Annotated in this window: 28 protein-coding genes and 1 riboswitch; of the genes, 24 read left to right on the top strand and 4 right to left on the bottom strand. The window is 37.5% G+C overall.

Going from position 1 to position 19968, the window contains the following annotated elements; translation table 11 throughout:
- Window positions 1-14: 14 nt before the first annotated feature.
- Entirely contained in the window at window positions 15-1184 is a 1170-nt protein-coding gene (locus ACFQIC_RS07190; protein ID WP_204707207.1) for a prepilin-type N-terminal cleavage/methylation domain-containing protein, read from the bottom strand.
- Window positions 1185-1222: 38 nt separating this feature from the next.
- On the opposite strand from ACFQIC_RS07190, the gene ACFQIC_RS07195 reads away from it, so the two are divergent.
- The 14 genes from ACFQIC_RS07195 to radC all read left to right on the top strand — a co-directional run bounded on the left by ACFQIC_RS07195 (window position 1223) and on the right by radC (window position 13965).
- Window positions 1223-1699: a type II secretion system protein gene (locus tag ACFQIC_RS07195; protein WP_204707205.1), complete on the top strand. Its 477-nt coding sequence runs from the start codon at window positions 1223-1225 to the stop codon at window positions 1697-1699.
- A complete protein-coding gene (locus ACFQIC_RS07200) occupies window positions 1696-2538 on the top strand; it encodes a hypothetical protein (RefSeq protein WP_204707203.1) in 843 nt (280 codons plus the stop codon). Before ACFQIC_RS07195 ends, ACFQIC_RS07200 begins: the two co-directional genes overlap by 4 nt.
- Window positions 2539-2560: 22 nt before the next feature.
- Window positions 2561-3211 (top strand): hypothetical protein, encoded by a 651-nt coding sequence (locus tag ACFQIC_RS07205; protein ID WP_204707201.1) that lies wholly within the window; start codon window positions 2561-2563, stop codon window positions 3209-3211.
- Complete coding sequence (locus ACFQIC_RS07210; RefSeq protein ID WP_204707199.1) at window positions 3208-4491, top strand: VanW family protein; 1284 nt, start codon at window positions 3208-3210, stop codon at window positions 4489-4491. Before ACFQIC_RS07205 ends, ACFQIC_RS07210 begins: the two co-directional genes overlap by 4 nt.
- A 3-nt stretch (window positions 4492-4494) precedes the next feature.
- A complete protein-coding gene (locus tag ACFQIC_RS07215) occupies window positions 4495-6123 on the top strand; it encodes a GspE/PulE family protein (RefSeq protein WP_204707197.1) in 1629 nt (542 codons plus the stop codon).
- Between the two features lie 14 nt (window positions 6124-6137).
- Window positions 6138-7169, top strand: coding sequence for a type IV pilus twitching motility protein PilT (locus ACFQIC_RS07220; RefSeq protein ID WP_204707195.1), 1032 nt, complete (start codon window positions 6138-6140; stop codon window positions 7167-7169).
- Window positions 7170-7175: 6 nt separating this feature from the next.
- A complete protein-coding gene (locus tag ACFQIC_RS07225) occupies window positions 7176-8381 on the top strand; it encodes a type II secretion system F family protein (protein ID WP_204707193.1) in 1206 nt (401 codons plus the stop codon).
- A 71-nt stretch (window positions 8382-8452) separates the two neighbouring features.
- Window positions 8453-8536, top strand: a riboswitch (cyclic di-GMP riboswitch).
- A gap of 42 nt (window positions 8537-8578) precedes the next feature.
- A complete protein-coding gene (locus ACFQIC_RS07230; protein ID WP_204707191.1) occupies window positions 8579-9073 on the top strand; it encodes a type II secretion system protein in 495 nt (164 codons plus the stop codon).
- A 73-nt stretch (window positions 9074-9146) separates the two neighbouring features.
- Window positions 9147-9902 carry a prepilin peptidase gene (locus tag ACFQIC_RS07235; RefSeq protein ID WP_204707189.1) on the top strand — a complete coding sequence of 252 codons (756 nt, stop codon included), beginning with the start codon at window positions 9147-9149 and terminating at the stop codon, window positions 9900-9902.
- A 16-nt stretch (window positions 9903-9918) separates the two neighbouring features.
- Complete coding sequence (pilM, locus tag ACFQIC_RS07240; protein ID WP_204707187.1) at window positions 9919-10896, top strand: type IV pilus biogenesis protein PilM; 978 nt, start codon at window positions 9919-9921, stop codon at window positions 10894-10896.
- Between the two features lie 17 nt (window positions 10897-10913).
- Complete coding sequence (locus tag ACFQIC_RS07245; RefSeq protein WP_204707185.1) at window positions 10914-11498, top strand: hypothetical protein; 585 nt, start codon at window positions 10914-10916, stop codon at window positions 11496-11498.
- The gene (locus ACFQIC_RS07250) at window positions 11491-12153 is read left to right on the top strand and encodes a hypothetical protein (RefSeq protein ID WP_204707183.1); all 663 of its coding nucleotides are present in this window, start codon (window positions 11491-11493) and stop codon (window positions 12151-12153) included. The genes ACFQIC_RS07245 and ACFQIC_RS07250 overlap by 8 nt, the downstream gene beginning before the upstream one ends.
- Before the next feature lie 113 nt (window positions 12154-12266).
- Window positions 12267-13091, top strand: coding sequence for a hypothetical protein (locus ACFQIC_RS07255; protein WP_204707181.1), 825 nt, complete (start codon window positions 12267-12269; stop codon window positions 13089-13091).
- 184 nt (window positions 13092-13275) lie between these two features.
- Window positions 13276-13965: a RadC family protein gene (gene radC, locus ACFQIC_RS07260; RefSeq protein WP_204707179.1), complete on the top strand. Its 690-nt coding sequence runs from the start codon at window positions 13276-13278 to the stop codon at window positions 13963-13965.
- 98 nt (window positions 13966-14063) lie between these two features.
- On the opposite strand, the gene ACFQIC_RS07265 is transcribed toward radC, so the two are convergent.
- The 3 genes from ACFQIC_RS07265 to ACFQIC_RS07275 all read right to left on the bottom strand — a co-directional run bounded on the left by ACFQIC_RS07265 (window position 14064) and on the right by ACFQIC_RS07275 (window position 16307).
- Window positions 14064-15287 (bottom strand): tyrosine-type recombinase/integrase, encoded by a 1224-nt coding sequence (locus ACFQIC_RS07265; protein ID WP_204707177.1) that lies wholly within the window; start codon window positions 15285-15287, stop codon window positions 14064-14066.
- Between the two features lie 40 nt (window positions 15288-15327).
- Complete coding sequence (locus tag ACFQIC_RS07270; protein WP_204707175.1) at window positions 15328-15828, bottom strand: ImmA/IrrE family metallo-endopeptidase; 501 nt, start codon at window positions 15826-15828, stop codon at window positions 15328-15330.
- A 92-nt stretch (window positions 15829-15920) separates the two neighbouring features.
- Window positions 15921-16307: a helix-turn-helix domain-containing protein gene (locus ACFQIC_RS07275; RefSeq protein ID WP_204707172.1), complete on the bottom strand. Its 387-nt coding sequence runs from the start codon at window positions 16305-16307 to the stop codon at window positions 15921-15923.
- 160 nt (window positions 16308-16467) lie between these two features.
- Between ACFQIC_RS07275 and ACFQIC_RS07280 the strand changes: the two genes are divergently transcribed.
- The 10 genes from ACFQIC_RS07280 to ACFQIC_RS07325 all read left to right on the top strand — a co-directional run bounded on the left by ACFQIC_RS07280 (window position 16468) and on the right by ACFQIC_RS07325 (window position 19878).
- Window positions 16468-16731 (top strand): helix-turn-helix domain-containing protein, encoded by a 264-nt coding sequence (locus tag ACFQIC_RS07280; protein ID WP_204707170.1) that lies wholly within the window; start codon window positions 16468-16470, stop codon window positions 16729-16731.
- Window positions 16732-16917 carry a hypothetical protein gene (locus tag ACFQIC_RS07285; RefSeq protein ID WP_204707168.1) on the top strand — a complete coding sequence of 62 codons (186 nt, stop codon included), beginning with the start codon at window positions 16732-16734 and terminating at the stop codon, window positions 16915-16917.
- A gap of 2 nt (window positions 16918-16919) precedes the next feature.
- Window positions 16920-17105 carry a hypothetical protein gene (locus tag ACFQIC_RS07290; protein WP_204707166.1) on the top strand — a complete coding sequence of 62 codons (186 nt, stop codon included), beginning with the start codon at window positions 16920-16922 and terminating at the stop codon, window positions 17103-17105.
- A gap of 55 nt (window positions 17106-17160) precedes the next feature.
- Window positions 17161-17310, top strand: coding sequence for a hypothetical protein (locus tag ACFQIC_RS07295; RefSeq protein WP_390217011.1), 150 nt, complete (start codon window positions 17161-17163; stop codon window positions 17308-17310).
- A gap of 13 nt (window positions 17311-17323) precedes the next feature.
- Window positions 17324-17569, top strand: a complete 246-nt coding sequence (locus ACFQIC_RS07300; protein WP_390217012.1) for a helix-turn-helix transcriptional regulator — start codon at window positions 17324-17326, stop codon at window positions 17567-17569.
- 185 nt (window positions 17570-17754) lie between these two features.
- On the top strand, window positions 17755-18486 hold the full coding sequence (locus ACFQIC_RS07305; RefSeq protein ID WP_390217013.1) for an ORF6C domain-containing protein: 732 nt from the start codon (window positions 17755-17757) through the stop codon (window positions 18484-18486).
- Window positions 18486-18788, top strand: coding sequence for a DNA-binding protein (locus ACFQIC_RS07310; protein WP_204707162.1), 303 nt, complete (start codon window positions 18486-18488; stop codon window positions 18786-18788). Before ACFQIC_RS07305 ends, ACFQIC_RS07310 begins: the two co-directional genes overlap by 1 nt.
- A gap of 73 nt (window positions 18789-18861) precedes the next feature.
- On the top strand, window positions 18862-19374 hold the full coding sequence (locus ACFQIC_RS07315) for an XRE family transcriptional regulator (RefSeq protein ID WP_204707160.1): 513 nt from the start codon (window positions 18862-18864) through the stop codon (window positions 19372-19374).
- On the top strand, window positions 19371-19646 hold the full coding sequence (locus ACFQIC_RS07320) for a hypothetical protein (RefSeq protein ID WP_204707158.1): 276 nt from the start codon (window positions 19371-19373) through the stop codon (window positions 19644-19646). Before ACFQIC_RS07315 ends, ACFQIC_RS07320 begins: the two co-directional genes overlap by 4 nt.
- 88 nt (window positions 19647-19734) lie before the next feature.
- Window positions 19735-19878 (top strand): hypothetical protein, encoded by a 144-nt coding sequence (locus ACFQIC_RS07325; protein ID WP_204707156.1) that lies wholly within the window; start codon window positions 19735-19737, stop codon window positions 19876-19878.
- Window positions 19879-19968: the final 90 nt, after the last annotated feature.

Genomic DNA, 19968 nt, shown 5'->3' on the forward strand with positions numbered 1-19968 from the left:
TCAGCCGCTTGTTTTTATGGGGAAGAACACCCTCCAACCCCTTGATTAGACAGTAGGTTTATATTACTTTCTACATATCCTTGGCCTATAATCTCTCCTTCTGCACAAATTGTTCCAGTGCTCCACGAAAGACCAACATTGTTACTAATAATTATATCCTTTTTAGAAGAGATATAAGTGTCATTGTGCATTTCAATAGGTCCATCAATGAATAAATTTCCATCGGCTGAAATTTCGGCATCCCCCATTAGAGTTAAGGTTTCATCAATTCGCATACTCCCTTTAGATTGTAAAGAAGTATTTTCCTGGATAACTCCACCGTTTTTAAAATATAGATTGTTCGCAGACATAGTAGAATTACCCTTTAGAGTAACTGTGTTTTCAAATAAAGCATCTCCACGTACTTCTATTGTTGCATCGCCAATTAAAGTAGTTTTTTTATCAACATACAAATTTTTCTGGACGCTAAGCTCCACGGGCGAGCCTCCGCTATTCAATGTTAAATTATAGGGATACCACACACTTAAGGAAAATGTAGTTTGGGCGCATTCAGTTCCCCATGTAGGAGCATGGACCCGTTCTTCAGAAATTTTAGTGTTTTCATCAAAACTACACTTAATTTGTGATGGGATACCTTTTTGATAAGGTTGATGGTGAATAGGGTCTAAATTTTTAAATTCTTTACTATCACTAAAAAAATCTTGTTGTTGATTCTCATCTAGTACAAGATCACTTTTAGGTCTGGGAATAATAATAGTAGATGTTTGATAATCCGAAGAATTTTGTCCTTTCGTGTCGACTGTTATATCAATGTTTATAGGACTTTTGGTTGTCGTAGTTAAACATTCAGACGACTTAGATAATGAATTTTGCCCGTTTTCAATGTATAATTGACTAATAAATACGTGTTCAGAGCCTAGTAGATTTTCACCATTCACATAAATAACCTGATCATTTTTATAACAAATTTCTACAGGCTCTTGTTTTGTCTGTTCCCTTAAATGAGAAAGTATTTGATTCGTTTTCTGTTTTAAGTTGATTTGGTCTTCGACAGTCGATGATGAATTCATTGTTTGCGAAAACAGGCTACCAGCAATTGCTGTAATCATTCCTAACAAAGCAAGTGCAGCAAGTAGCTCGACCAGTGTGATTCCCTTTTCGTTTAGCAGACGATAACGTCGCACAATTTTTCTCCTAACTAGTAAGAAGTAGTGGTGATGATATGTTTAAGGATAAAGGATTTACTTTAATTGAAGTGCTAGCAGCCATTACGTTACTAGGATTAGTAACAACGGTTTTCTTAGCTGTTTTTTTAAATTATGCAGCCTCTTCCAATCGTGTTGAAACGGAACTGGATGCTACCAATATTGCAGAAGAGGTCGGGTATTATGTAAGTACTTCAGAAGAGATTTTGAATCAGTGGACTGCTTCTTGTTCACAGTCGGAAACTCAACAATCCGTGGATATTAGTTCTTTGGCCTCTATAAATGGTCATTTTGATACAGATAACTCAAATCGATTATATTACACATCTTCACAAAATCAAACCTATGACCTAGAAGTGAACCTATGTCAAAGCGTTGAAGAAAAAGGGTTGGTCGTTCGGATTAACGTAGAAGTATATCGGAGTCTAACTAGTGGTGAATTATCTCTTGTCACGGAAACTTATCATTATGTACGAGAGGAGGCCACCTCATGAAACAACTCAAAAATGAGAGTGGAGCTGCACTCGGCCTTGTGCTTTTAACCATTATTGTTATGGGTGTTCTCTTTACGGCTCTGGGTTTTCAGTTAACTTCTACTAATCAACAGGTTAATAAATCACAACAGTATGTGCAGGCGGAAAATTTGGCGATCATGGGTCAGGAGTACTTTGAAGCGAGCGTTAAAAAATTAAACAGGGAAACAAATGATCAACCGTTAAAAGAAAATATTCAAGAGCATTGGAATAATGAACGAACTATTGTCATGGATGATGCTGTTTCACATACAGAATATACCGTGCGTATTCTCGATAGCAAAAGTGATGCGAACAACATTAGCTATGAAAGTGTTGGGGTGTCTGGTGACGTGGAGGAAGTAATCCAGGGAACTCTAACGATTAATACATCAGGTTCACCAGTAGAGAGAGTAGCCTGTGAAAAAAATAATATACATATAGAGAATAGGGTTGTGAATTATTATACTTTTCTAGAACATTTAAACTTTGATAGTTTTGACAGATCAGAGGATGCCGGTTTGCGATCTTCTTATCAAGGGGATACATTGTTTAGTTCAGGGATAGCAAAAACGACTAATAATGTAAACACTACAATAAGTGGAAATGCGGTTTTTGAACACGGTTTACAAGTGAAGAATGGGGAAGAGTTAGAAGTATTTGGAGATTTGATTGTTAGGGATGGAGGTTTACATTTAAATAACAAAGCAAAACTCATTATTCATGGAAATCTATATATACAAGAACAGAAAGCGAACAAAATTCAAGGAACGGACCTTATGGTTTACAACAATCATGAACTTCGCTGTATAGAATCGTAGACAGCGATAAGGAGGTGGTCTCATGGAGTATGTTTTTTTCTTTGTTTCAATCCTTATAGTGCTTTTATTTATTTACTTAAAAGATTTTGGATTGTCAAGAAAAAGTACCCTACTGCTGTTTTTTACAGCTGTAAGTATTACGATTTTCGTTATTTTCTCAAATATGACGTTCCCTTTATGGGTGACAATTGTAGTCACCATAGGTCTTATTTTACTTTCATATATTCTTATCCAATCGAAAGTTGTTGAAAAAAACAAGGAATATCCGCAGCTTCCTTTAGAACAAGCAGCAACAGAAGAGGCTGAATTGCCAGCCGAAGGTCAAAGGGAGCAAGTGGAACTGAAGGTGGACAAAACAGAAGATGAAAAATCTATCGAGTCTTCCTTTCCACAAATAGAGAAGAAGTTGGAAGATGAGTTGGAAGATGAAGCATGGTTAGCTTCACGAGTCGCCTCTTCAGAAGATAAGCACCATCAAAAGTCAAGTGAACCGGCACAAAATAATTTAGAAGGTCGTCTAGAGTACATATTAGCTGAGGAAGAAGAGGGAAAGTCAAAGGAATCAAAGAATGAGAACGAGGAAAACAAAGATCGTGGTGTTCATATAGAAGATTATGAGATATCAGAAGTCGAAGTAGATTCCATGTCTCAAGATAGGAGAGATGACGTTTGATTCAATGGAAAAGCTTAATGGTTTTAACGGGTATGGTCACTTTTATGTTGACTATAACATACATAGGGCCTATGGGCTGGAACATAGTTTCTGGAGAACAAAATAGGTTTGATGAAGGAACAAAAGTGGCGGGAGTAGATATAGCTCAATTGAATCGGGAAGAGGCCGGGAAAAAGTTGCGAAACCGATTTGATCAATGGAAAAAGGAATATCCAGTAGAGGTGAAACTTCCTGGTAAAACGTTAAGTTTCCAAGAGGAGTTTGTTACTATATCAATTGAAGAGTCTCTAAACGGTATTGTCGAGGGAGACAATATACCGATTGTAATCGATCTGAATTCAATATATTTTGAGGATCTTAAGGAGCAATTACCTTCAAATTTAGCTGAACAAGTACAATTGGATAAATTCATAACTAAAATTGAAGCAGATGCTGCTAGACTTCCTGATCAATCTTTACGTTATTCGATTTATTCTTTTGTTCCTTCTGGAGTTGAGGATTTATATGAATCGATTTCTACAGATTCAGTTGAGGTCAAAGATGTTGAGTGGTTTACTAAATACACCAAAGAAGTAGGTAAGATTACTATAAATGCAGGAGAAAGAATATCGGTTTTAGATACAATGGATTCTGTAGCACTACCTGTAGACGAGTCAAATTTACATAGGATAGCAACTGTTATTTATAGTAGTCTCTTAGACACAAATTTTGAAATTGAAGAACGTCATATTAGTCAAACGCTCCCTGCCTTTGCTGAATTAGGGAGAGAAGCGAGTGTTGATTCACGGAAAGATCGTGATTTTATAGCACGCAACCCTAACCAAACGACCTATGAAGTTGTTTTTTCAATTCATAGTAGTGAATTAGAAGTAGAAATTCGAGGATACCCATTAGATTCTGAAGTTAGAAGTTGCGCGGACTATGGGCAGCGAGTAGAACCAAGAACAATTGTTCATTATTCACCTCTCTTAGTTGGTGAAGAGGTAGAGGTTAAACAATTGGGAAGTGATGGTCTTGCTGTAACTTTGATTCGTGAAAATCGAGAAGGTAACATAATGGAACTCATAGAGGATTATTACCCACCTACAGATCGGAAAATAGTGAGAAGTATTGATAAGAAGACACAAGATACTGAAGGAGTCACTCAGGATAACGAGAAAGATGAACAATCTCGATCTTCAGATGACGAAGGAAATACAAATACGGATGACTTAGAAACCGAGGGAGAAGGAGAGAATTATATTTGGGAAGATGAAGGAGAAGTAGTTGACCGTAAGTAACAAATGGGGGGAAACGGTTTGGATAGAAAAAGACTTGGAGACATTTTAAAAGAGGAAAAATTAATATCAGAACAAGAAATTAAGGAAACTATGCAAGTAAAGAAAGAAAAGCAAAAATTAGGTGATGCTTTGTTAGAGAGGGGCTTAATTTCAGAGCAACAGTTAATTGAAGTATTAGAATTCCAACTTGGGATTCCACATGTTTCTTTATACCGCTATCCGGTTGATACAACGTTGCTTAACCTAGTGGAAAAAGAATTTGCCATGCGCAATATCGTTATGCCTTTAAAAAAAGATCATAATCAATTGACGATTGCCATGAACGATCCAATGGATTATTATACGATCGATGATTTGCAGATTTCTACAGGGCTTCAAATAGCTCCAGTTATTGCGACAAAGGATGAAATCTTACAGAACATTAATAAATACTATAATATGCGTGATGTGGAAGAAAACATAGAGGATAATGATGAAGAATCACCAGCAATCCGTCTCGTTGATCAAATCATGGAGGTGGGTGTTCAGTTGAAGGCCAGTGATATCCATATTGATCCCCAGGAAACAAAAGTGTTGATCCGTTATCGAGTTGACGGACTGCTGCGGACTGAAAAAACACTCACTAAATCAATCCAAAACTCACTGATTGCTCGTGTGAAGATTATGGCTAATCTAAATATAACTGAAAGTCGGCTTCCTCAAGATGGAAGAATCAAAACGAATGTCAATTCTGTGCCTGTAGACTTAAGAATATCAACCTTACCCACTGTGTTTGGAGAGAAGATCGTCATACGAGTATTAGATTTAGGAAGCGTTTTAAACAAACTATCAGAACTGGGATTTAATAAAATAAATTACAAAAGATATTTAAAAATGATCGAACAGCCTTCCGGACTTATTTTAATGACAGGACCAACAGGTTCAGGAAAGTCTTCCACTTTATATGCTTCTCTTAACTACTTGAATACAGATAAGCAAAACATTATAACGATCGAGGATCCTGTTGAATATCAAATTGAAGGAATTAATCAAGTTCAAGTGAAGAGTGCAGTAGGTCTTTCTTTTTCAAAAGGATTACGATCCGTCTTGCGTCAGGATCCGGACATCGTCATGGTAGGAGAAATTCGTGATTCTGAAACGGCTGAAATAGCTGTTCGTGCATCTTTAACTGGTCATCTTGTCTTATCAACACTCCATACTAATAGTGCGATTGCTACCATTCCGCGGTTGTTTGACATGGATGTAGAGCCATATTTAGTTGTTTCCTCTTTATCAGGAATCGTAGCTCAACGCCTCGTACGAAAAATTTGTCAAAATTGCAAAAAAGTATATGAACCTACTGACATGGAACTCGAACAATTTGAGAAACGTGGCTTAACGATTGAGGAAATTTATAAAGGTGAAGGATGTTCGAACTGTCAGCATACAGGATACCAAGGCAGGATGGCTATCCATGAGATCCTTGTCGTTGATGACGATATTCGACAAATGATGATGAGTTATCAATCAATAGCTCAAATTAAAGACTATGCATGGAAAAACGGAATGATTTTTTTAATTGATGATGGATTGCTCAAGGTTAAGAAAGGTCTTACTACAATGGATGAAGTGATGAGAGTAGCACTAACTTAGTAGGGGGAATACGGATGGTAGAACGTTTTGAACAATTACTTAAGGGGGCTTATAAGCTAGAAGCTTCTGATATCCATTTAACTGTAGGTGTACCTCCAGTCTTTCGGCTACACGGAGAACTCAAACAATATGGTAAAGATGTACTTACCCCTAAGGACATTGAGGAAATGGCCCAGGCGATATTATCAGATGAACTATGGGAGCAATTTAAAGAAAAAGGAGAACTTGATTTTTCGTATGGTATTCAAGGTCTGTCAAGATTTCGTATTAATGCTTATCATCAGAGGGGATGTATTTCTTTGGCGATCCGAATAGTTCCCAAAGAAGTTCCGTCTCTTGGAGAAATATCGATGCCTGACATCCTAAAGAAGATAGCGGGCGTTTCTCAAGGGTTGGTTCTTGTTACCGGACCTACAGGAAGCGGAAAAAGCACGACATTAGCAGCGATGATTGATTATATGAATCATAATATGCGCCGACATATTATTACTTTAGAGGACCCTATCGAATATTTGCATACTCATCATCACTGTATTATCGACCAGCGAGAGATTGGTTTTGACACTCAAAACTTTGCGAGCGGTTTGCGATCCTGCTTGCGACAAGATCCGGACGTTATTCTAGTGGGCGAAATGCGGGACCTTGAAACGATATCAACAGCAATTACTGCAGCAGAAACAGGTCATCTTGTACTTGGAACCTTACATACAACGGGAGCAGCGGCTACGATGGATCGTATCATTGATGTATTCCCACCTGAGCAGCAGCCACAAGTTCGCATTCAGTTAGCGACAGTATTGCAATCAATTATTTCACAGCGTCTTTTTCAAACGAAGGATCGGCAAGGAAGAGTAGCTGCGACGGAAATCTTAATGAATACTCCGGCTGTCAAAAATTTAATCCGCAATGAAAAAATTCATCAAATACAAAATGTTATGCAAACCTCCAAAGCAGAGGGTATGCATACCATGGATATGTCTCTCCGTCATTTACTAGAGACGGGTGAGATCGCAAAAGACTCAGTAATCCCCTTTGTTCAGGAGTGAGGTTAGATGGCTTATTTTAAATACGAAGGACGAAATCGTAAAGGAGCTCAAAAGCAAGGTCGTGTGAAAGCTGATAGCCGACAGCAAGCAATTCAGGATTTAAGGGACTCGGGAGTGTTTGTAGCCCGAATTACTGAACTTGAGGGACTTTTATATAAGGAAATTCATCTTAGTAATAAAGTGAAAAGCAAAGATTTTGTATTGTATCTCCGCCAATTTGAAACATTAATTGAAGCAGGAGTTTCCTTGTTAGAAGCTACGTATATCTTACTAGAACAAACAAACAGCCGTCCCTTAAAAAAAGCACTTAACGATATTGCTGAGGAATTAGAAGCGGGTCATGCGTATTCAGATGCAGCCGAGAAGCACCGGAAAATATTCCCTGTTCTTTTTATCAATATGGTAAGAGCGGGGGAAGCCGGAGGAAATCTGGATGAAATTCTTCATCGTATGGCTAGTTATTATGAAAAACAGCATGAGCTAAAACAGAAAATACTTTCCGCTCTATCCTATCCGATGGTGGTTGGAGTTATTGCTCTCTTAATCGTAATATTTATGCTAAGTTTTGTTGTGCCAAGATTTGCGAATATGTTCACAACGTTAGGCAGTGATATTCCACCAATTACGAGTTTTATATTAAATGTAGGAGATTTTTTTGGAAGCTTCTGGTGGCTGTTTTTTATCATTCCTCTCCCCATATGGCTAGGATTTCGAGTAGGGATGCAAAATCCTACCTTTGCCTACTATGTGGATTATGGCAAGATGAAACTCCCTCTTTTCGGTAAGCTTGTTCAGAAAGCCGCTCTCTCTAGAATGACACGAACTTTAAGTTCATTGTTTAATAGCTCTGTACCGGTTCTACAATCCGTGCAAATTACTGAGCGTATAGTAGAGAACAAAGTAATTGAAGAAGGCTTAAAACGGGCGAGGGATTCCCTTGAAAAAGGCGAATCTATGGCCAATCCATTACTTCATCATTGGGCCTTTCCGAGTCTTGTCACTCAAATGATTATTGTGGGAGAAAAGACAGGGGCATTAGATCATATGTTGAGTAAAGCAGCAGATTTTTATGAACAAGAAATTGATCATAGTACAGATCGTATCAAGATGTTAATTGAACCGTTGATGATTGTCATGTTAGCTATTGTCGTTGGCGGGATTGTTGCAGCAATTGCAATTCCAATGTTTTCTGTTTTTGAACAAATTCAATAATTCGACACAAAATGAGGTGTTTATTATAATAAATAATGTGGTATCTTAGTAATATAGAAGTAGTTTATTAGTCTTATATCGGATGTGATGAACAGTACTCTGTAATTGGGCACTTAGAGAACTGGGAGCAAGTAGTGCAACCGACCGGATAATCATTACGGTTGTCTGGAATTTTTATTTAGTAAAGGGGAAAAGGTATGTTCATCACATGGAAGAAAAGTCTAAAGAATCAAAAAGGTTTTACGTTAGTTGAGCTTTTGGCGGTTATTGTAATTCTCGGAATTATTGCAGCGATTGCTGTACCATCGATAGGGAACGTGATTGAGAACTCGAAAAAGGATGCGACGGTTGCGAATGCGGAGCAAATGATTGAGGCCTCTAGGTTGTTAGTGACATCAGAAAACATTCCAACGGGAGACAATGCTTCTGTAACTATTGATCTTAAGGATGACGGTAATGAAACTTATAGTTTAATAGGTGACGGATATTTGTCTTCAGATTTAAAAGATCCAGACGGTAATTCGTATGAATCAGGTGGAGTGGAAGTAACTAAAGCAGATTCTGGAAGTATGTCTTACAGCGTTTATTTAGATGCTGGAAATGATAACTATGATATTGGATCAAGTGGTAATAGTAATAATCCTGATTTTATTAAAAGTGAAGATTTAAACCGAGGAAAAGTTGGAAATTAAAGTAATGTGAAGTGAATTACTGAAGAGCCCCCTCCTTAAAGGGGGCTCTTCAGTAATTAATAAGGAGCGAAAAATGACTACACTACTCACCCTTTATTTTTACCTATTAGGTGTCACACTTGGATCTTTTTACAATGTCGTCGGCTTGCGTGTACCTAACGGCGAACTATTTAAACAAGAACGATCCTATTGCCCCAATTGCCATCACACATTAAGTTGGTATGAATTAATCCCCGTGCTGTCTTTTTTTATTCAAAAAGGCCTATGCCGTCATTGCCATCAAAGAATCTCTTCGATTTACCCTTCAATGGAAATTCTCAGTGGGCTCGCATTTGCTTTTAGCTACTGGAGGTTTGGATTCGATCTCCACCTCATCCTTGCTTTACTATTGTTATCCATGTTCCATATAATTGTCGTCAGTGACTTGCGCTATATGATTATTCCTAATAAAGTTTTGATTTTTTTTACGGTGATTTTCATCATTTATAGAGTGATCGTTCCGCTAGAACCATGGTGGGGCTCGGTAGTCGGTGCCATGGTTGGATTAATAGGGACGGCATTAATCATTATCGTCAGCCGTGGAGGTATGGGTGGTGGCGATATGAAGCTTTTTGCAGTTATCGGCTTAGCCTTGGGTACAAAGTTATTACTCGTTACATTTTTCCTCGCTAGCTTAATAGGTGCGGTTGTTAGCATTACGCTACTAGGTTTAGGGATCATTACAAGGAAAAAGCCAATTCCTTTTGGTCCTTTTATCGTGACGGGAGGAATCCTGTCTCTCTATTATGGACCAGTTTTAATTAAGTGGTATGTCACCAGTTTCTTTTAGCCTCGGAGGTGAAGTAATGTTTAAGTTAAAATCTAGTAAACACAGATTACATATGGTGGTAAAAAATCATGCAATACGTTATGTGATTTCTAAACCTTTTGACAAAAACAGTATTGTAGCATTTGGAGAAAGTATTCTGCCTCGAGATTTGATTGTTGAAGGGGTAATCCAAGATAGCCGTCGGTTTGAGATGCAAATTGAAGATATTTTAAACCATCATCGTTTAAAAACGAAAATTTTGTACTTTGCTGTGCCTGATTCGTCTGTCATCATTCGTCATCAAAAGGTACCTGAACAAGTTGAATGGGATGAGGTGAAAGGCTATTTATACTCGCAGTTAGGAGAGAGCATTCACCTCCCGTATGAAAATCCTGTTTTTGACCATGCGAATTTGGGCGAATATAATGGAGAAAAGAACGTGTTATTTGTCGCTTATCCAGAAGAACGATTAAACCAGTTGAAAGATAGTTTTAACGAAGTAAAGCTTAAGCCTGAAGTGGCGGAATTAACGTCTTTTTCTGTTTATCGTTTGTATGAATCCTATAAAAAAGTACCTGATGAGGAGCATATTTTGATTGTTGAGTGGAATATAGACGGAATTGTCCTGACCGTGTTTAATAAGGGAATTCCGCAATTTTCTCGTCAGATGAAATCAAATTTAGATCATCAATCATGGAAGGTTACTAGTAATGATTCCGAAAGGTGGTTAGAGTGGCGTGGGACTCATTCAACTATACAAGGGTATGTCTCCGATCAATTAGAAGAAATGTCTCGCATTATGAATTTTTATAAGTTCTCAGTTAAAGAAGGGAAGGCGGAAATTTCAAAAGTACTACTAACCGGTGATTGGACTTACAGGAGCGAATTATTTGAAACGATGAATTCTAGATTTTCACTTCTTGTGGAAACTGTCGAGCTTGATCAATTAGAAATAGATTCTTTGCCTAATCGTTTTGCCGATGTTGTTGGATTATCCTTTAAAGGTTCGTATTGAATTATGGAGTGTTTGCTATGATCGTAGACATTAATTTAATTGAAGAAAAAGAAAAGCGAAATCTAACTCCATGGTTAATCGTGGGAGTGACTTTACTTATTGCTCTCATTCTGTTGTTTTTCTTTTGGTTTGAATCCCGTCAAATAAGTAGTGAGCAGAAATTGACTCAAGAACAAATTAAAGAAATAAGAGAAGAACAAGCTGTTACTGAAGGTAATCATATTACAGAATCAGAAGGTAAAGTGAAGGAACTTCGAGAAGCGAGAAATTCAGTTGAAGATACCTTGTTTCCTACGATTCCTATTCTTGAGAGAATGATAGTGCTATTACCTGAGAGAGGTTACATAGAGAACTATAGTTATCAAGTGAATCAAACGATTGAAATTGAGGTGCGCTTTGATTCGTTACAAAAAACAGCTACCTATACAGATGCTCTTCTTGCGGAGGAGTTTATTGAAGACGTTGAGCTGCGCGATGTGTTCACAGAATCTCCAGAAGAAGGGTTAAATCAATTTGAATTTCGACCACGTTATTTAGCTTCATTTTCAGTTGTTGTTAATCGTCAGTATTCTCCGGAAGAGGAGGGTGATAAGGATGATTAAACAGCGGAATTTATATATAGGGATGAGTATTATTTCCATCTCATCTTTAGTAGGCCTTTGTTTTTTATTTCACACGATATTTATAGGTGACTCACAACAGGAAATAGCTACACTTCAGCAGACATTAGTGACAGAGAAAGAAGTACTCTATTCAATGCAAAATCAAGAAGAGGACCCTTCGCCCTCCCTCCGGACGTTGATTACTGAGCTACCTGTGACGAAATCCACAGATCAAGTATTGACTGCGCTTGAGAGGGCTGAAAGTGTTTCTCAAAGTGTGATAAATAACATCCGATCCGCATCTCCTGAAAATTACGGAGAAGCAGAAAACAATAATGAAGAAGTAATTCGTTCAATAGGGACCTTGCCAGAAGGAGTGCAAACCCTTAATTTTGAAGTAGAGCTGTTTTCGAAAAGTTTTGATGATTTTTTACTATTCCTCGATCAATTATCTAATCATGAGCGACTCGTGGGTGTTAATTCTATAATCTTTGATGATGAACAAGTAGAAGGCTATGGAGAGAATATCCATAATTATTTTATAGAGTTTTCTGTATTTTATTATCCAGAACTATCTAGTTTAAAAGATGAACAATCAACATATAATTACCAAAGGAAATCAAATAAAAATAACCCATTTGAGACGAAAGACTAATCCTAGGATAGTCTTTCGTTTTTTTATATTGTCGAAAACGTCATGACAAAATCCAACGTCATTTTTATAATGCTTGTGTTAGATTGAAGAAAATAGTGAGGGAGTGATAACAGATGGATGAAAAAAATAAAATTAAAATCTCATATAATAAAAATGATAGCCAGGAAGAGATCGTTAAGGCAAAAGAGCAACAAGCTGCCACTCAATTAAACAAGCTACAAAAGACTCATGAACAAACGTCCTACTCTAAATTCAACAAAATCCCTACTATACGTAAAAAACTTTCGCAATCGTCATTTAAATATGTAAGTTTATCTATTATGACGGCATTATTCGTAAGCTTAGCCCTTGGATTTGTTTTATTGAAATTGTTCGTTTCAGTAACAGAGGAGGCTGCTCCAACGCAATCGGTGTCAGGGGATCAGATTCAAACGACGGAAGCTTCAAAGATATCTATTGATCTTCCGAGTTTAGAAGCAAAAGTTGTCCAGAGTGGTGTTTATACGAATGAAGAAACAGCTAATGAATGGAAGGACAAGCTTTCAGAGCAGTCATTGCCATCTATTATTTGGCTACAAAATGAACAGTACTATTTGTTATCTGGAAGTGAGGATAAGGAATCAACAGTGAATGTGTTGGTTGATGAATTGTCAGAAATGGAAGTTCCAACATACTTAAAAACGTGGGAAGTTGAAAGTGGGAAAATAGCTGTCATAGAATCTCAATCTTCTATTGTGAAAAGTGTAATCAATCATTTGGAGAAACACACTCTCCACACTGTTCCTATGGAAGAAAGAGATCAAATGCTACAATCATGGTCTGAAATAGAAGGGAATGATGAGGGATTTAGTCAAGCTCTTAAAGACTGGGTAAGTGAAACAGAAAATGGTTTAAGTTGGTTAGCTTTCGCTCAGGCCTTAGAATCAATGAAGAAATAACATAATTTTTCAAGAAGGGAGTTAGGTAGATAGCCAATAATAGAAATATTATAGCCTAATAATAGAATATTTCCATAGCTTCTTCCTTTAGTATTCCAAAGATACTGAGTCTATAGAATCAATATTATTCTATAGACTATAAATACCTCATACTTGGGGAATTAAAAGGAAAGGAAGCGACTGAATGTCATCTACAAGCATTATGATTCGTGATGTACCAAAAGAGGATCGACCTCGAGAGCGATTACTTAAACTTGGTGCTTCTCAGTTATCTAACCAAGAACTGTTAGCGATTTTGCTAGGAAGTGGGACAAGACAGGAGTCAGTAACCGATCTGGCTCAAAGAGTGCTTATCCACTTTGAAGGGATTATGCTTTTGAAAGACGCTACGATCGAGGAGCTAATAGCCATTAGGGGGATCGGTTCGGCTAAAGCCGTTCTATTATTGTCTGCTATCGAATTTGGTAAAAGAATTCAACAAATGAAGCCAGTAGAAAGGTATGTCATCCGTAGTCCTGAGGATGGGGCGGATTTTGTAATGGAAGAAATGAGGGATTTGAAACAGGAACATTTTATTTGTTTGTTTCTTAATACGAAAAACCAGGTGCTTCATAGACAAACAATATTTATTGGCAGTTTAAATGCCTCGATAGTACACCCTAGAGAGGTATTTAAAGAAGCTGTTAAGCGTTCAGCTGCTTCTATCATTTGTGCTCATAATCACCCCTCTGGAGACCCCACACCCTCTCAAGAAGACATTCAAGTTACGAAAAGGTTGAATGAATGTGGGAAGATCATTGGGATCGAAGTGCTAGATCATCTAGTGATAGGAGATCGAAAGTTTATTTCGTTAAAAGAAAAAGGATATCTATAATACTTTCGAGTTTTTTTGAAACCATTGATATATGGGGGTTTTCAGGGTGAATCAGCACCCTGATTTAAGAAAACCTCACAAAACCCTCACATTATTTTTTAAAACTGTATTCTTTCAAGGATGTTCCCGTACAAATTAGAAATTTGTACAGGAGCATCTTTTTTCATTTTATTCGTTACGTGCGTGTAAATTTTCATGGTGGTTGCTGAGTCATCGTGCCCGACCCTTTTCATGATTGTGGGAAGCTCTACTTTAGCTTCTGCCAGCATACTAACGTGTGTGTGTCTGAAAATGTGAGGAGTCGCACGTTTTGTAATGTTTGTATATTTTAGTAATTGATTCATCCTGGTGTTTAACGCAATGGTCGTATAGGGGTATCCATTTTTGCGGGCAAATACGAAATCCTCATCGTGATACTCATCCATCGTGTTCCAGTAATTAATACTCGAATTGCGCAACTTCATTTTTCTTTTATCATTCTCTAGTACAACATTTCGCAGCATGTCCAGAACTACCTTTTCCATAGGAACTTCTCTTACTGATCCATATGTTTTGGGTGGTGTTAATACGTAATCCCTCATATTGTTTTTTTCGTTGTAGAGCGTTTTTGTTATGTCTATGACCTCTTTATCAAAAAGCAGATCTGACTTTTGCAGAGCACATAACTCACCAGGTCGAATACCGGAGAACGCCAATGTGTAAAACCGTTCTTTATCATAAAGTTTGCCATGTTTGACTACTGCATTTAAAAATTCTTCTAACTCTTCGTGATCTAGAAACTTTTCTTCTATATTGTTCTTTTTTATTTCAACCACTGTTTTTTGCTCTTTTGGGATCTCCGCACCTGTAGCAGGATTTTCTTTAACCCATTTATTTTTTTTAGCATACTTAAATATCTGATTAGCTGTACCATGGATGCCTTTAACTGTATTTCTGGAATAGTCAGCAAATAGAGTATTGATGACTTTTTGATACATGTAATGAGTTACTTTTGCAACTGGGTGTTTTGCTAAATGCCTGTTTAGAACAAGGACATCCTTCCGGCGCCTTAATAAGGTACTGTCTTTGTGACCTAGTACTTGGTACATTTCATACCATCTAGAAGTAGCCTCATCGAACGTTATATTTTTTGTTTTTTTATTGTCAAAACCATTTTCCTCTAAGTCGAGTATGGCAGCTAATACTTTATTCTTGGCTTCTTTTTGTTTTATAGCTCTCCTGGTTATTTGATTGCGTTTTCCAGTTACAGGGTCACGCGGTCCGTCAGCAACACACTCCCATCTGATTTGACCCGACTTTAATTTAATCTTTTCACAGCGCATAGCACACATACCTCCTCATAACTACCTTAATTCAAATCAACTACAACCCGTGGTACATATTATGGTTCAATGAGCCTATCCATTGATTTTCGTATTTATAAAGACGTTGTGAAGCGAACGGAATTGTCACATTGAATGTATCAGCGACCTGTTTAACAGCATGCCTTCGATTGAAGGGGAGTTCCATTTTTAGCAACATAAATGTTGGAATGCAAAAGTGAAGGGAGAAAGAATGTGCATCCCATTCCTGATAGTGAATAAATTCGAGTGGCATTACGGACTGATTGCCGGCATGGCGTTTAGGATGACAGAGCTCATGTGCAAACTGTTGCCATGTAGACCGTGTGGATAAGTCTCTATTAAGAAATATGTTGGCTTCATTATCCCAATTTATCACCTGACTATCCTTGTCCCAATAAACAACATAAATATCAAGTTTTCTCGCAATTTCCTCAATAATGAGCTGATCAGGATGATCAATTTCTAATCCATAATATATATCTCTTACAAAATCCTCTACATTTGTTGTGTAATAATACATGTAACCCCTCCTAATAGGAACGTATGTTCGGTTTATTAGTGAAAAGAAAAGCCCCGACAAGGACTTTATTTTAAATTCCATTATAATATAATTCATTTTCTTTTAAAATTTTTTCCGCCATTTTTATCGGAGGATTTCCTTCTCTTCTTTATAATTTCCCACATTTCCCTTAGCTGCTCAAGGTCTTCTTCATCGCTTTTAGGAAGTTCATAGAACCAGCGTTGTAAATCAGGGTTATTTTTGAAAGCTTCGAATTCTTCATTTTCTGATAGATCGGGGCTATTTGATCTACCTAGTAAGTAGTCAGAAGATACATCAAGGACTTCCGAAAGTTTGGCAAGTTCGTGATCTTTGATAGGCCGATCACCAGATTCAATTCTGTTCATCACACTTGTGTTTAGAGAAATCCTACGAGCAAGCTCTCTTTGGCTCCATTCTTTTTTCTCTCTAAGATAGACTATCCTTTTGTTTATAGTCAAAAAATCACCCTTTTCTATACATGCAATTTGAGGATAACATGTTTCTAAAATGGAAAAAACCGTTATTTCTAAAAAAGAAATTAAAAGTTGTTGACATTTCTAATACAGCAATGTATTATGTGGTTACAGGGTTGCTAAAATAGCAACGAGGAGGGAAGGAATGAAAACATTAAATCTAGAGTTCATCAGGAACAGACGGAATGATTTAGGTATTAACTTGCAAGATATGGCTGATAGAATGCGGACCTTAAACAATGGTAACGGCTTCAAAAATGCTTCTACCTATAAGAAATACGAAGACGGAGACTATAAGTTCGACGCAGAGCATCTGCCATTACTTGCAAAGATATTAAAGTGTAGAATCTCGAGTTTTTTTAGAAACGTCGTTGCTAAAACAGAAATAAATAAACAGGAGGTAGTCTGATTGGACAAAGAAAACGATTTAATAGTTGGTTTTGAAAAATACACCGTTGATAGCGAAAGGAGTCAATTGACCGTTACTTTAAATGTTCATTCAAGCGAATTTGACCTTAAAAAATATCAGGTGGTGTACGACGCTATTAAATCTTCGCTTAAAGAAAAAGAGCTATTTCCTAAGGAAATGATCTAAGAATGCAATTTTCTATCAACCTTGAAAGTTTCGACCAAGTCGCTTTCGTGGAGGAAAAAGAAACGGCCGAAAAAAATGGTTTTAGAAAGTTGGACTACTGTATGGGAACCAACTTAAAAATTAGTGAACTTAAAGTTCCGAATTATTCGGATTACTACCTTTTAGTGAAAATTATTCAGTATAAATAGCTTCACCTTTATCACGAGGCCAAGCAACGCATTCAAATAATAAAAAGGAGGTCGGATGATGAACATCAATGAACTGCTCGATCGTTCGACTATCACTACTGAAGTCTTAACGATTGTGTGGAACCTCCAAGAAGATGATAACTACACCAAAGAAGATGCAGTTCAGGATTTACTCGACTTACTGGATACACAAGAACTGATCTAAGGAGGTGATCTAGGTGACAACAAAAAAGAAAAACCCAAGCCAGGAATATAGCCACATTAAAGGGACGAAAAGAGGGCGTCTTATCTCTGAGAGAAAGAAACGTCAACTTACCCAAGGCGAATTAGCCGCAGAGCTTGGAGTCTCTCTATCGTACATTTCTAGTATAGAGAACGGTCGTAATAAACCAGGGTTCGAATTATCAATAAGATTAGAAGAGTTTTTCCAAGTACCTTACGAAGACTTAATTCCCGATTTATAAAAAAGTCTTGACAAGGGGTTGCACCAAAATTTCCAATTCAAAAATCAAAAAATATCTGCGCAAACCTCAGCGAAGTTAAATTTCCTTTTATTACCAATTGAACAATGAAGACAAAGCTAGAAATACTCAGAAAGAGATTAAATTGGAAATTGCTCAATTTCTATAATGGTAACAGGAGGCAATTCATGAATCAATTAACTGAAATGTTCAATGGTCACCAACTCAGGGTGATCGAACAAGATAATGAACTATTCTTCTTGTTGAAAGATGTATGCGAAATTCTAAACCTTGGAAATCCAAGGCAAGTAAAAACAAGGTTAGAGGATGACGTCATTTCAAATTACCCCATCCAAGATTCATTAGGTAGAACTCAACAAGCAACCTTCATAAATGAAGATGGGCTCTATGATGTAATTCTCGATAGTCGAAAACCTGAATCCAAATGTTTTAGGAAATGGGTGACATCAGAAGTTCTCCCTTCCATACGAAAAACAGGTTCTTACGAAGCTCAACAACCTAAAGTATTAAGTGATAAAGAACAATTAATGGCTTCAATGAAATTATCAATCGAACATAACGAAAAAATCGAACAGCATGATGAACGAATAACTTTCTTAGAAGAAACCATGAGAATTGATGGGTCTCAGGAATACAAAATCAAAAAGAGAGCAAGCAAAAAGATCATGGAAGTGATTGGTGGTAGAAAGGCTCCTGCTTACAGTGAAATGAGCCGGCAAGTGTTCTCAGCTTTCTGGAGGGACTTTAAAAACCATTTCACAATCCCGCGCTATAGTGAACTACCCAAAAAGCAGTTTGCAGAAGGTATTCGATTTATTGAACTTTGGCAACCAGATACGAGCTTGCGAATGGAAATTGAAAGCACTAATCAACAACAAGTCATTCGGGGGGTGATCTAATGCTCCAAGCTCAATTTGATCAAGAACTATTCCAACAGATGGTAAACGATGCCGTAGACAAAGCTATCGAACGCCATGCACTCAAAGATCAGCTGCCACCGCTGCTCACACGCAAGCAATTCATGGAGCTCATGCAAATAGGTGAAACGAAATGCGCTGAATTATTCCATCGTGAAGACTTCCCGGTAAACCGAGAGTTTGGTCATCCAAGAGTACCGACCACATTGTTAATGGATTGGATCTACAGCCATACCGATTGGGTCAAGAAACATGCGGACCCTAAGAAACTATCAATCGTTTAACTGTACAGCCAGTATATCCATACACTCATTCACATTACTAGACATCAAAAGTGACGAAGGGAGTTAATCCAAATTGACCATCGAAAATGAATTGGTCAAAGCCAGAAACAGACAAGACACTACACAACTAGAACTGTCCTTTGACACCAACTATTGCAGAGAAACGATATCGAAAGTAGAAACAAAAGATAGAAAGTATCAACCCGAAATGAGGAAGGCTTTCTCAGAATCGCTTGATGATCCAGAGTTTTATTTTCATACATGGGAAGAATCAACTGGATATGTGCACATGCCTTATCTTGATGGCGACCATATCCAGCACGATCCCATTCATATGAGGTACTTCGCCGAACAAGAGACACAAGAAGCATTGGAAAACTTGGACCACGTGAAATGGCATAAGCCGATACAGGCAAATTCGGACCTGGAAAGAGAAGAAGTGAAGCAGGTCATTAAAGAAATCCTGGACTCATCAGTTTCTCAGATTAACTTGGTAGCAGCGTTATGTAAGGAATATGATTTCTCAATGAAAAAGTTATTTAAAGAATGGCTCATATCACTGAAAGCGAGGCGATTAAAAAAATGAATAATCTTGATAACTATTTAAAACAGGACATTGAACAAGCCGCCCAGGAAACACGGCGCTTTTGGAATTTAGCGAATAAGCTTCAGGCAGAATTCACTCAAGGGGATATGGAGGCCTGTAAGCAAACCGCATTCAACATGATCCAAATATCTAATGAGCTTGAGTGGTTGCAAGAGCGCAAACAAAACAATAATCAGTTGAGTCACTTGGTAGCACGTTTAAATCAAAAAGGAATTGTAGCAGCAAAAGTGGAGTGGCTACGTGAAGATTGATTGGCAGAAAGTAAAGATCGTTATGTCAGCTGGTGGAGCTTATTGGTTCTTATATCATGCAATCGCCGCATTATAGGAGGGATGAACAATGAAACCACACGAAGCATTTGATCAGGCTGTTGATGAAGGTATAAATCAAACGGATAGAAACAGATTTTATGTAACATTTATAGGCATGCTAACTAGCCATATAGTCAGAAGAAAGGCAAGGGCGAGAGTCTCTATCTTTTAATGAATTGAACTACAACTATCGGTTGCTATCCTTTAATTAGCCACTCTATGTGACTAGATAGAGCAAGAGGATAGTTATTTGCTAAAAGTG

This window comes from Halobacillus seohaensis (genome assembly GCF_042663045.1).
Classification (GTDB): Bacteria; Bacillota; Bacilli; order Bacillales; family Halobacillaceae; genus Halobacillus_A; species Halobacillus_A seohaensis.